At 49.5% G+C, this 12,366-nt stretch carries 13 protein-coding genes; 9 read left to right on the plus strand and 4 right to left on the minus strand.

Annotated elements, in window-relative coordinates:
• Positions 1-333: 333 nt before the first annotated feature.
• The 3 genes from AC5I6P_RS20290 (at position 334) to pgsA (ending at position 3,098) form a co-directional block, all read left to right on the plus strand.
• Positions 334-1,548: a hypothetical protein gene (locus tag AC5I6P_RS20290; protein WP_495695571.1), complete on the plus strand. Its 1,215-nt coding sequence runs from the start codon at positions 334-336 to the stop codon at positions 1,546-1,548.
• Between the two features lie 204 nt (positions 1,549-1,752).
• Entirely contained in the window at positions 1,753-2,457 is a 705-nt protein-coding gene (locus AC5I6P_RS20295) for a sugar transferase (RefSeq protein WP_495695572.1), read from the plus strand.
• Between the two features lie 119 nt (positions 2,458-2,576).
• Positions 2,577-3,098: a CDP-diacylglycerol--glycerol-3-phosphate 3-phosphatidyltransferase gene (gene pgsA / locus AC5I6P_RS20300; RefSeq protein ID WP_495695573.1), complete on the plus strand. Its 522-nt coding sequence runs from the start codon at positions 2,577-2,579 to the stop codon at positions 3,096-3,098.
• Here pgsA and AC5I6P_RS20305 read toward each other — a convergent pair.
• A complete protein-coding gene (locus tag AC5I6P_RS20305) occupies positions 3,089-4,030 on the minus strand; it encodes a ChaN family lipoprotein (RefSeq protein ID WP_495695574.1) in 942 nt (313 codons plus the stop codon). The two genes, pgsA and AC5I6P_RS20305, sit on opposite strands and share 10 nt — an antisense overlap.
• 116 nt (positions 4,031-4,146) lie before the next feature.
• Here AC5I6P_RS20305 and AC5I6P_RS20310 point away from each other — a divergent pair, with 116 nt between their 5' ends.
• Both AC5I6P_RS20310 and AC5I6P_RS20315 read left to right on the plus strand, forming a co-directional pair.
• Entirely contained in the window at positions 4,147-4,449 is a 303-nt protein-coding gene (locus tag AC5I6P_RS20310) for a hypothetical protein (RefSeq protein WP_495695575.1), read from the plus strand.
• Between the two features lie 145 nt (positions 4,450-4,594).
• The gene (locus AC5I6P_RS20315) at positions 4,595-5,905 is read left to right on the plus strand and encodes a homoserine dehydrogenase (protein WP_495695576.1); all 1,311 of its coding nucleotides are present in this window, start codon (positions 4,595-4,597) and stop codon (positions 5,903-5,905) included.
• Between the two features lie 22 nt (positions 5,906-5,927).
• Here the strand turns inward: AC5I6P_RS20315 and AC5I6P_RS20320 are convergent, their stop codons facing one another.
• Positions 5,928-7,439: a UbiD family decarboxylase gene (locus AC5I6P_RS20320; protein ID WP_495695577.1), complete on the minus strand. Its 1,512-nt coding sequence runs from the start codon at positions 7,437-7,439 to the stop codon at positions 5,928-5,930.
• A 110-nt stretch (positions 7,440-7,549) separates the two neighbouring features.
• A complete protein-coding gene (locus AC5I6P_RS20325; RefSeq protein WP_495695578.1) occupies positions 7,550-8,518 on the minus strand; it encodes a helix-turn-helix domain-containing protein in 969 nt (322 codons plus the stop codon).
• 450 nt (positions 8,519-8,968) lie between these two features.
• On the opposite strand from AC5I6P_RS20325, the gene hppD reads away from it, so the two are divergent.
• A complete protein-coding gene (hppD, locus tag AC5I6P_RS20330; protein WP_495695579.1) occupies positions 8,969-10,159 on the plus strand; it encodes a 4-hydroxyphenylpyruvate dioxygenase in 1,191 nt (396 codons plus the stop codon).
• A gap of 44 nt (positions 10,160-10,203) precedes the next feature.
• Positions 10,204-10,692: an SAM-dependent methyltransferase gene (locus AC5I6P_RS20335; RefSeq protein ID WP_495695580.1), complete on the plus strand. Its 489-nt coding sequence runs from the start codon at positions 10,204-10,206 to the stop codon at positions 10,690-10,692.
• Here the strand turns inward: AC5I6P_RS20335 and AC5I6P_RS20340 are convergent.
• Complete coding sequence (locus AC5I6P_RS20340) at positions 10,689-11,447, minus strand: RNA methyltransferase (RefSeq protein WP_495695581.1); 759 nt, start codon at positions 11,445-11,447, stop codon at positions 10,689-10,691. The two genes, AC5I6P_RS20335 and AC5I6P_RS20340, sit on opposite strands and share 4 nt — an antisense overlap.
• A gap of 92 nt (positions 11,448-11,539) precedes the next feature.
• Between AC5I6P_RS20340 and AC5I6P_RS20345 the strand changes: the two genes are divergently transcribed.
• The gene (locus tag AC5I6P_RS20345; RefSeq protein ID WP_495695582.1) at positions 11,540-11,707 is read left to right on the plus strand and encodes a DUF2256 domain-containing protein; all 168 of its coding nucleotides are present in this window, start codon (positions 11,540-11,542) and stop codon (positions 11,705-11,707) included.
• The gene (locus AC5I6P_RS20350; RefSeq protein ID WP_495695583.1) at positions 11,704-12,342 is read left to right on the plus strand and encodes a Uma2 family endonuclease; all 639 of its coding nucleotides are present in this window, start codon (positions 11,704-11,706) and stop codon (positions 12,340-12,342) included. The genes AC5I6P_RS20345 and AC5I6P_RS20350 overlap by 4 nt, the downstream gene beginning before the upstream one ends.
• The last annotated feature ends 24 nt before the right edge of the window (positions 12,343-12,366 follow it).

A 12,366-nucleotide genomic window follows, 5' to 3' on the forward strand; every position in this document is an offset into this window, starting at 1 on the left:
TCTGACCTTGAACATTACTATGTATTTTCAGCATTCCCTGATTCAGGGAAAACCGCAACGCGAGCAGGAACGTTGTTGCCTTAATCTGGTGATATTTTAGACGTTCTCTAGAATTGAGAACGAGTTTGAGGACTAGGGTTTACGTAACGACATGTTTACCCAAGCAATTTACGCAGAATCAAAACTTTTCCAATAAAGACTTTGTATTTTAGAAACAATCCAGTATTTGTTTTACGTAGGTGAGGTAAAAATTATTCTAGGTCAAGGCAGAGGTGGCGGTTTAATAGCTGAATCACCCCGTGTTTTATCAACTTTTTATCAAGGATTTTTGCTGTGACTGCTCAGAAAGACCAGATTCAAGCGCTGATACGTGACATCGATCGGGTTCTCCAACAGCCCAGTCCAAAATTCTCTTGGGGGTCTGGCTCTCAGACTGACCAACTTCGTCAAGCCTTGAAACGGGTACGCCATTTTTTGCATCAATGCTTAGTAAAGCCCATTCCTACCTTAAATTTACCACCCGCTTTAGTCTCAACTGAGAATGCCCAAGACATAATGCAGTCTGTGGTGCAGGAAATGCAAGAAATGAGATTGAGCGTGCTGCGACCGTTGCACAATGAAGTTTCTACCTTAATGCAGCAACGCACGGCATTACTTCGCGAAATTCGGCAGCTTGAAGCGCGGCGAGATGACTATCTTCAAGAGCAAACGATCGCTTCACGGTCTGCTCCTGAAACGATCGCGCAATTGGACTTGGTTCACGACCGGGCAGATCAAGTGATTACTAATCTAGACACGACCCTGCGTGTTGTGTTCGATTCGCTACAACGCGATATGCAAGCCTATCAAGATTCCCTCTCTCACGGTCTCGATAACCTTCATACACTAGGACGGCAAAGTGAAGTGATGTTTTCGGGGCTACTCGGGCGTTTAGCCGAGCAGTTGGGGCGAGACGCCTCCTCTTACCTGCGTCCTGGCGAGTTTCCTGACTCAGACGATCTGATTTCTTTAGCAGAAGCAAGCGCGGCGCTAGATGAGGATGGCACTCAGGCAGAAACGCTTGAAGCATCAGGTCCGGCCCCACAGCCGCACTCTCAAGAACCCGCGATCGCGTTGCCCTATGCCGGAATGGAACTCCAGCCTGCAACCGGATCAGAGCAGGAGTCCGCCAGTGAGCCAAACACCAGTCAGCCAGACACAATCCACACCTTAACTGAGCTATTCGAGCGGCTGACCATCAGCCCAGAAGCCCCTTCTCGCGCTCAGCCTACTACTAGGTTGGGCTACCCCATGACGCTATCAGAGCGCCAAAAAACGCAGACAAATAGCACAGAGCGCAATTCCATAGAAACTGTACCCCGCATTGCTCTTCCGAAGTTACCGTCACCGTCTCAGTCCACAAATCTTCCAGAGTCCTCACCCAAAGCATCCTACCCACCCGAAGCAGCGCAACCACCTTCCATCGCAAAAGAGGCTCAATCTATTTTCAGCCTAGAAGGTATAGACAACCTGTTTGTAGAAGAAGAGCGCTCTGAGCCAGAACAATAGCGCTTATATCAAGTAGACGGAAAATTGTCGTACTCAAATAGACAGAAAACCGTCGTACATCCTGGTAAAACACCTGAACTTTACACAACTTAGAGGCAGTTCAAAGATTAGGCAAAAGACGCCCGTTCGTCTAGCACAGACCCACAGGAGCCGAATATATTAGCGGATGAGATCAAGATTGAATGCAAGTAGCAGCGTAATTCTGTGATTACTATCAATATCCCCTCCGTTCATCCTCCTACCGTGCGCGAACCTGCCCAGGACGCAAGCCTAAGTTCACAGTTGTTTGTGGCTGAAGACCTCCATCATTCAGTTCAAAGCAAGTTAAAGCGACTGATTGATATTACAGGCGCTCTCGTTGGACTCACAATCACTGCCATTATTGCTATTCCAATTGCGATCGCAATTCAACTCGACAATCCCGGTTCAATTTTCTACTGTCAAACCCGGTGCGGGGTGGGAGGTCAGCCCTTTCGCATCTGGAAGTTTCGCTCAATGATCACCAATGCTGAACAGTTGAAGCATACGGTTAAAAATGAAGCCAAGGGCAACATTTTCAAGAGCAAAGACGACCCGCGCATTACCCGCGTTGGCAAGATTTTGCGGCGAACCAGTCTAGATGAGTTGCCGCAATTCTGGAATGTTTTGAGAGGAGAAATGAGTTTGGTTGGAACTCGCCCTCCAACAGTGGATGAGGTAAGTCGGTACAGTGCTTACCATTGGCAGCGCTTAAATGTTAAACCAGGCATTACAGGCGAGTGGCAAGCGAACGGACGCTCTAACGTATCCGATTTTGAAGATATTGTTGAGATGGATTTAGACTATCAGCGCAAATGGTCAGTCGTTTATGACCTAAAGTTGATTCTGAAGACAATCCAAGTTGTTCTCAATAAGCATGGGGCTTGTTAACTAGAGTTTCTTTTTGCTGTTATTTGTAGTACTCCTTGAGCTTTCTAAAATGGGATTATCCTTTCAGGACTATCCCATTTTTTTTATGCTGGAGGTCGATGCTATTGGCGCTAAGTGTTATGAATCTGCCGACTTGGATTACTGTGTCTCGTCTCCTTGGTGTCCCAATTTTGCTGTATGGGCTGCGGGCTCCAAGCTTAGAAGAGCGTTGGATTATGGTTGGCGTGTTCCTCCTGGCGGCCACCACAGACTGGCTCGATGGCTATTTGGCACGACGGCTCAATCAAATAACCGATTTAGGAAAATTTCTCGATCCGTTGGTTGATAAGCTGCTGGTTTTAGCGCCGCTAGTCGCCTTAGTCCAGTTGGGGCAGATCCCCGCATGGGGCGTGTTTTTAATTTTGGCGCGGGAATTGACGATCGCAGGGTGGCGAGTTGATCCTAACCTCCAGCAATCAGTGCAAGGTGCGAATTTTTGGGGCAAGCTGAAGACCGTTAGCCAGATTGTCGCGATCGCGCTCCTGATTGCACCGCTACCTGCGTCTTGGCAACTCTCAAGCCTGATCGCCTTTTGGATTTCTGTTGCCTTAACTTGGATTTCTGGCGCAATTTACTTATTTCCCCAAACGAATCACGGCTGATTCCAAAAGTAATCAGCAGCAGGCGGGTTGGTTTCGCTTTGGAGGTCTTCGGGTGGATTGATTAGAACGACCGATTGTTTCAAATCCTTTCGCCGTCGAGCTACCCGATTAGGAATTCCGTCGCCGTATACCAAATGCCCCTGCCCAACCAAGACAATGATTTGGACAGTAGGGTTGTCATTCAGAAAGTGACTAATTCGATCGGCCATCGTTTCATCCCACAGCACTTGCGCCTGAAAAAAGGTCTCAAACTGACGACTATTCGTTTTACCGTGGTGAATTTCTTCGTAGATTTGCCGCATCCGCTCACGATAAGCATTCGATTCAGTCCGAATTTCAGAGAGGGGAGGAATGTATTGGCGCTCAGCAGGCGTCAAACTTTGAAGTCCCGATCGCGCGACTTTGCGAGTCACTTCTGACGGAGTATTCAGCGCAATCAGGGGCAGAGACTGCTCTTTCGCAAAGCGCAAGATTGGGGCGTAATAGTCCCAAGGGTAGCCCCATCGTTTTTCGTATTCGCTTAGACGCTGGAGATCCGGCTCGCTGATGCCTCCAGCAAGATAGCGATCGAGAGCCACCTGGTAGGGGCGCTGAAACATTTCTAGCGCGATCGCTTGCTTTCTAGAACCCGACGATCGCTTCTGTAACGCCTGAAGAATATCTAGCTGAGCGCGATGATCCGCTTCGCGATCGTGGGTTTCTCCCAAATACACAACATCTTGCTGGGCCAAAGTGTCAAGAACAGATTGGGGAGCGAGTTTTTTTGCATGAGGAGTACTAACCGACACTGGAGCCGATCCAGTGGTCAGCAGAATAGGTTCTGCACCAGCCGGAGAACTCCACAGCAGCAGCAATCCGAGTGACCATGCCCAAAGTATTAAAGATGCTCGTGACTTATGTGCTGCGGGGTTCGAGAAGTTGTACTCTGACATGTCCAGCGTTTTCTACCTTCTGGTGACTAAGCCCTATGTCTCATGAAGGAATCATGGAGTGCTGCTTCCACGCTACTGTCATAGACATTAAATCGCTACAAACTAGGGAAATAATTATGAGCGAAAATTCTGATCCCAAAGCTGCACAGCCAGGAAAAGGAGCCGCAGGCGATCAATGGGCTGTGCAAACTGCACAAACAACAGATGTGAATCCGGCAGATGAACGAATTCCGTCGGGAGTCGACGTTGAGCAAAACAAGCATGAGCTTGAAGCTGCTGTTGCACAAGAAGAAGATACTGATCTTAAAACAACTGACGGCTACGTAATTACCGAGTCGGGGCAAATCAATAATTTTGCGGTCGAGCCACCCATGTACTACGAAGGCAAAGACGGTGAGCGCGTTGACCTTCCAGAATAATTGACTGAATCCTATGAGTTTGAGTTTGAGCGGTTTGCGGAAGCAGATCGCTTTTTTATTGGCGTACTTCGTTCTAGAGGATCACTCGGAGTTGAGGGGGCGAAAGTCCAATAGAATTGAAGAGCAGTCATGATGAGGAAAAGCCGTGACGTTTAAGGTCGGTTTATTGGGATTGGGAACAGTAGGCGCGGGAACGGTCGAGATTTTGCAAAATCCGGCTCAGCGTCATTCGTTGCTGCAAGATTTGGTGATTCACAAAGTCGGCGTACGATCGCTAGATAAACTTCGCAACGTTACGCTTCCTACCGACATTCTGACCACGGATTTAGAATCAATCGTCACCGATCCCGAAATCGACATTGTTGTAGAAGTGATTGGCGGGTTAGAGCCTGCGCGATCGCTGATCCTCAAAGCGATCCAGCATGGTAAGCATGTTGTTACTGCTAATAAAGCCGCGATCGCCCGGTTTGGTGATGAAATTTTTACAGCGGCTGCCGAAGCAGGTGTCTACGTTCTGCTAGAAGCAGCCGTCGGCGGTGGCATTCCTGTCATTGAGCCGTTAAAGCAGTCGTTGTGTGCCAATCGGCTGAATACCGTCATTGGCATCGTCAATGGCACAACAAATTATATTCTGACCCGAATGCAGCTTGAAGGCGGCGATTTTGCTGACATTCTGGCAGACGCACAAAATCTTGGCTATGCCGAAGCAGATCCCACTGCCGATATTGATGGCTTGGATGCCGCTGACAAAATTGCGATTTTGGCGTCTCTTGCGTTTGGAGGACGAATCAAGCTGCCCGAAGTGCATTGTGAAGGCATTCGACACGTCAGCGCGGTGGACATTGCGTATGCCGAGAAACTGGGGTTTGTGATTAAGCTACTTGCGATCGCAAAACGAGCTTCTGCAACTGACGAGCTTGAAGTGAGAGTCCATCCGACGTTAGTACCGAAGACACATCCGCTTGCCAGTGTGAATGATGTCTACAACGCGATTTTAATTGAGGGCGACCCGATCGGGCAGGTGATGTTCTTTGGGCGCGGGGCGGGAGCAGGCCCAACAGCAAGCGCCGTGGTATCTGACGTTTTGAATATTGCCGCGTTGCTAAAAGTTGGACATGGAGACATAACGGCAGATGGCAAGCCGTTACTCGATCCGCTGCTTGCCTGTTCGCATCAGCACTATTGCGCGATCGCGCCGATGGAGGATTTGGTGACTCGCTTCTATGCCCGCTTTCTCACCAAAGATTATCCTGGTGTCATTGGCAAGCTGGGCACCTGCTTTGGAGATCATGAAGTGAGTCTTGAATCGGTTGTGCAAGCGGGCATGAGAGATGACTTTGCAGAAATTGTCGTCGTTACCCATGATGTGCGAGAAGGCAACTTCCGCAAAGCGTTAGAGGAAATTCGCGCCATGCCTGCGATCGCTGCCGTTGCTAGTGTCTTGCGAGTCCTGTAGGAGTCACTTCCACAGGAGTGCTTTATTTCATGTCATAACCAAACAGATTTGGATCGACCTCACCGAGTTGGAGATCCGCGAGTCCGTATTCTGCCCATCGCCGCTCGACTAAGGCGGCTGTGTCTGGATCAGACACCAAGGGTTCACCCCACACGCGATCGGTTTCGGGATAGACTTTTGTCGTCGCGTCAATGCCCATGCGACTGCCTAACCCCTGTTTCTCAGTGGCAAAGTCCAAAGAATCGAACGGGCTGTCCGGCAAAATAAAGATATCCCGTGCCGGATCGACTTTTGAAGTAATTGCCCACACAACCGCTCGCGGATCGCGGATATTAATATCTTTATCGACCACAATCACGAACTTCGTGTAGGTAAACTGCGGCAATGCACTCCAAAAGGCGAGGGCGGCGCGGCGGGCTTGTCCGGGATAGGCTTTGTCGATCGCAATCACGGCTGCCTTGTAGCTCAGCGCTTCCATCGGCAAGAAAAAATCGATAATCTCTGGAACTTGTTGTCTGAGAATGGGTGTGTAAATGCGGTTGAGTGCGATCGCCATCATTGCATCTTCTTTCGGCGGACGACCACTAAACGTGGTGAGATAGATTGGATTCTTGCGATGGGTGAGGCAATGAAACCGAATCAGGGGCGCGTTCTCGTTCACGCCGCCGTAATAGCCCATGTGATCGCCTGCCGGACCATCCACTCCCGTTTCTCCCGGCGTAATCGTGCCTTCAAACACCATTTCTGAATCGGCAGGCACTTCTAAATCTAGAGTTTTGCACTTGGTGAGGTGCACGCCTGAACCGCCGTAGATTCCGGCAAACAGCCATTCTGACAGGTCAATCGGGAGTGGAGTAGCGGCTGCCATGATGATGAGAGGGTCAACACCCAGCGCGATCGCTACTTCCAATTTTTCTCCCCGCTCTGCCGCTTTTCGTAAATGCCGCGTTGCACCTCGCACCGACAACCACTGCACCGTCATCGTATTTTTGGACTGCAACTGCAAGCGGTAGACGCCGACGTTTGGAATCTTCGTTTCGGGATCTTTAGTAATCATGAGTCCCAACGTCACGACCTTGTCGGCATCGCCAGGATAAACTCGCAGAAACGGTAATTGGGTGAAATCAATCTCATCGTCTTTTAGAACGACTTGATGACAGGGCGGAAAAAACTCGTTACTGGGCTTTGCTTTCAGCACGTCGAACAAGACTTTACCCAAATCGATCGCTTGAGAGATTTTTTTCGGCGGACGAGGCTGATACAACAGCGCCAGTTTTTTTCCTAACCCCTCAAGCTCTTCTGGGGCCTCCATGTTCATCGCTAGGCAGACGCGCTGCACCGTCCCCATCAAATTGACTGCCACCGGATAGGGCGACCCTTTGACATTTTCAAACAGCAAGCCAGGACCGCCCTGCCGCAGAAGTCGATTGGCAATCTCAGCGATCTCTAAATTGGGATCGACTAAGGTACGAATCCGGCGCAGTTGTCCCCGTTCTTCAAGCTGTTTAATAAATCCCCGCAGGTCTCTCGGCATGATGAAGCAATGTAAAGATCTCTCTTTCCATTATGAAGGGGAGGACGCCTTCTGCAACGCTCTGCAAACCCGGAGAAGGAGTTTTTGAGGCAACGACCAAGACTGCTCATTTACTGCCCTGCGGTTGGCGGAAATGTGGTCGTCGTTACACCTCCAAGTGCGCCCAACGTTTTGGCAGCACTCTTGTTATACGACGCTGATACCGCACCTGCATTGCCAGCACTAACAACAACCTGATTTTTCCCTGACCATGATTTTTTTGTGCCTTTGGGTATCGTTCCCTCAAACACGACTTCTCCATCGGCTTGAATTTCGACCCAGCTATCATCGGTAAAGCTTAGTTCGACTGCGACCGGGCCAGTCGCCTCTGGAGAAGCGGTTGGGCTTGCTACAGGAGACGGAGCAGAGCTTGCTTCAGTCTTGCCTGGAGCGGATGCGGGAGATCTGGCGGGTGCTTTAGAGGCAGACGTGGCAGGAACAGCAGGGTTTTGAGCAGGTTTGGGCGGAGCGGGGCGATTCAGCAGGGATGCTAGAAGCGCGATCGCACCGAGTCCAAGGACGCCTCCTACAATCCAAGGTAGCTTAGAGGCTCCCTCAGACCTCTCATCAGAATCAAACGAGGATTCTGACGAGACAGAGCGCTCGACCTTGAGAGCAGACATCGGAACGGAGCCAGCAGGTAGCGGAGCCGTATCAACTTCTGTCGTGTCAACCTTTGTAGGCTTAGTTTCTGTAGGCTTAGCCTCTGCAGTGTCAACCTCTGTAGGCGTAGCTGGCGGGGTGGTTTCAAGAATCTCAGGACTGATAGGTACCGGAGGAGGGTTCACTGAAAACTCTTTAGAGATTGATATTCCATCTAATCCCAACATATCGGCATAGCGCCGGATGAATCCTTGAATGAACACAGGTTCCGGCAGCAAGTCCAAGCGACCTGCTTCGATCGCATTTAGCAAGCGCAACGGAATGTAAGTTTTGGCAGCGACCTGTTGCAGCGAGACCGAGCGATTTTGTCGCTCTTCGCTTAATCGGCTACCGATGACCTTCAGTTGTTCTGCTTGCGCCAACGACCCTAGATCCACAATAATTTCCCCTACGGCTGCACATCACGACAAGAGCACTTTAAAGCAGTCCTCACTATAGCAGTCAAGGGTAACCGGGCAATAATCAGATGTGCTTAATTGTGAGGCAGTGTCAGTATGCCTAATAGAGTGTAAAGCAATACAAGTTTGATGCCCAATCAAGAGGATGCGCTTCTGAGGAATGGCGCTTTGCGCTATCGTCCATAGATTCAGCCTTCGCGTGGAGTTCTGGTCAAAGATTTTAATCATGCAGGAAAAGAGCCTAATTTGGACGGCACGTTAAGCCACGAGTGAAATTTATCAGTGGCAGCTTAATAACCGTTACATCTGCCGCAGCAGATTTAGCGGAAATTACTGACAAATTGAACAGCGTCGCCTTACACACGAAGATTTAGCGAAATTAAGAACCTTCAGCGAGAAGGCTGCCGAATTACGAATTCTTTCTTTCGGTTGACCTGGAATGTGTGCGATCGCGGCAAAATCTACAAGCAGAGTGTTTGTCCTGTACCGGATTTTATGCAGATTGACTACGTTCAGTTTTATGTAGACGATGCTCAATCGTTACGAGATTGGTTTACTCGAAACATGGGATTTTGGGCAGTGAGCTCAGCCTTTGATGCTCACACTCAACACGAGGTGGTGAGGAGCGGTTCGATCCATTTCGTGTTGTCGTCTGCGAGGACAACGGATAGTCCGGTTCACCACTTTCTACAGATTCATCCTCCGGGTGTTGTGGATGTGGCATTTAGCGTTGGCAATTTAGAGGAATCGATGCGGTGTGCGGTTTCAGAAGGCGCGATCGTTCTACAACCGATCCGGCAAGATCAGCAGCAAAATGGTCGCATCAAGTGGGCAAAAATCGCCGCTTGGGGAACTTTGCAGCACACGTTGATTGAGCGGACTGGATTGACATCCGTGTTGCCTCAAGCAGAGTTATCGATGTCGCATTTAGATTGTTATCCAATCAATGCTGAATACTTTAAAGAAATTGATCACATTGTTCTTAATGTTTCGATTGGCGATTTAGATTCTGCTGTTACTTGGTATCAGAATATTTTAGGATTTGAAGCTCAACAGAGGTTTGAGATTGAGACAAATTATTCTGGGTTGTGTAGCCGCGTGATGCAGCATCCTAACACTGGAATTCGATTTCCAATTAATGAACCAAGTTCGGAACGCTCTCAAATTCAGGAATTTTTAGACTTAAATCGGGGAGCGGGGGTGCAGCATATTGCATTGCAGACCGAAAATTTGGTGAGTGCCGTGAGCACCTTGCGATACGCTCAACAAACCGCAACCTGTGGTCAAGCTAATCTTTCATTTCTACAGGTTCCGTCGTGCTACTACGATCAGCTTTGTCACCGGGACGGATGCTTGCTGACCCAACAGGAGTTGAGCGCGATCGCAGCTCAACAAATTCTCGTCGATTGGCAGGCGAATACGCCTGAAGCAATTTTGCTACAAACCTTCACGCAGCCAATTTTCGAGCAGCCAACTTTTTTCTTTGAACTAATTGAACGACGGCAGTATTGCATTGACCAGAAAATTCAGCACGCGCAAGGATTTGGAGAAGGAAATTTCCGAGCCTTGTTTGAAGCGATCGAACGAGAACAACTGAAGCGAGGCAGCCTCAACCGCTAAGATCAAACCCTTGTTCTTAAGTGTAACCAGTTCTAAGTGTAACCATGCTGCTTCGCAAACCGGACATTGGCTTCATTCCGACTCCCGATGAGGCGATCGACGCCTTGCTAAATTTGGCGCACGTCACTCCGACGGATGTGATTTACGATTTGGGGAGTGGAGACGGGCGGATTTTGATTCGTGCTGCTCAAGTCTACGGTGCTCGCGGGGTGGGCATTGATATCGATCCAGTGAGAATTGCAGAGGCGCGATCGCGAGCCGAAACAGCAGGAGTCAGCCATCAGGTTTCCTTTCGACCAGCGGATCTGTTCGAGAGCGACTTACGAGACGCCACGATCGTCATTCTCTACTTGTTGCCCCACCTGAATCTCAAACTCCGTCCCATCCTGTTTAGCCAACTGCAACCCGGCACGCAAATTTTGTCCCTCGATTTTGATATGGGCGATTGGCAACCCCAACAGGTGATCAAGCTGGACCATCTTGAAGAGGAATCGACGATCTACTACTGGAAAATTCCAAAGGCTCCAATCTAGTTCTTCATTCCTCCTCCTTTCATCACCCATTCCATCTGCCGCAAAATCCCCCGCAGCATTGCTACTTCTGGTTCTGACAGAGATGCCCGATTGAACAATCGTCGAAATTTTTCCATCCGACTCGTTGCAGTATGCGGATAGAGATATCCGATGTTGAGTAAGACGGTTTCTAAGTGCTGGTAGTAGTTTTCTAAGCTATCGATCGCAGCAACAGTTTCATCAGTTGGAGAGGGCGAAACGACGGGCTGTATTGCTTTTTCTTGCGTTAGCCCATAAAGCTCGTAGCAGCATACCGCTACCGCTTGCGCCAAATTGAGAGACGAGTATTCAGGACTAGACGGAATGCAGATAAATCGCTGGGCATAGTTTAGGTCTTCGTTGCTGAGACCGTGTTCTTCTGAGCCAAAGATGAGGGCTGAGTGTTCGGTCGTGGTGTCGATCAGCCAAGGAAGAGCGGTTTTAGGAGACTCAAGGGTGGTGGCGATGGCACGAGTGCGGGCAGTCGTTGCGATCGCGCGGTGACACCCTTTCAGCGCTTCTGGCAAACTTGTCACGATCGTGGCCCCTTCCAACACATCCGCCGCATGAACTGCCATCCGGCGTGCTTCTTCAGAGGTGCGATCGCATTGAGGATTCACCAGCACAAGATGATGTAATCCCATGTTTTTCATCACGCGAGCGATCGAGCCAACATTGAGCGCTCCGGCAGGCTCTACTAGGACAATCCGAACTCTAGACAAGGCACTCTGAGACATAGGATAAACCGGAAGAAAACTTAGAATAGGGCTATCGCCTGAGTTCTAAGCTACCGCTTAACCGTCACCAAAGCCTACTCCACCTGTTTTCTATGCCTCGCCATCGCGCAAAATCTGATTTACCCACTAAAGTCTGTCCCGTCTGCGGACTACCCTTCACTTGGCGCAAAAAATGGGCAGACTGTTGGGACGACGTGAAATATTGTTCCGATCGCTGTCGGCGTCATAAGTCGCAAGCTAACAAAGAAGAAACGCCATGATGCAAGCTCTATCTCAGTCACAAGATCGGCCTCAAAAGTTGACATTTGACGAGTTTCTGACGCAATGCCCCGAAGACGGAGGACAATATGAACTTCATTACGGAGCAATTGTAGAGATGCGCCCGACTGGTCCTCACGAGCAAGTTGGAGGATTTATTTCAGATCAACTAACGCTCGAAATTTATCGGTTAGGGCTGCCCTACTTTATTCCTCGAAGCTGCCTAGTCAAGCCTACAGAAGAATTTGAAGCCTATTTGCCTGACATCATCGTGTTAAATCGCGAGACGATCGACGCTGATCCATATTGGAGAAAAGCATCCACAATTTCAACTGGGGCGTCTGCCAAACTGCTCATCGAGGTCGTCAGCACGAACTGGCGGGCTGATTATTCTAAAAAGCTGGCTGAGTATGAGTTGTTAGGAATTCCTGAATATTGGATCGTCGATGATCGTGGCTTGAGCGCAAAACGATTGATTGGCTCTCCTCACGAACCAACCGTCTCAGTCTATGTCCTGTCTGACGATGAGTATTCTGTGGCTTTGTTTAAAGGCAGCGATCGCATCCTCTCCCCCGCCTTTTCAGAGCTAAAAATCACCGTCAATCAACTGGTACAGATAGGTGAATCCATGAATTAACAGCAGGTCAACATGGTAAGCTTC

This window comes from Myxacorys sp. (genome assembly GCF_059501405.1).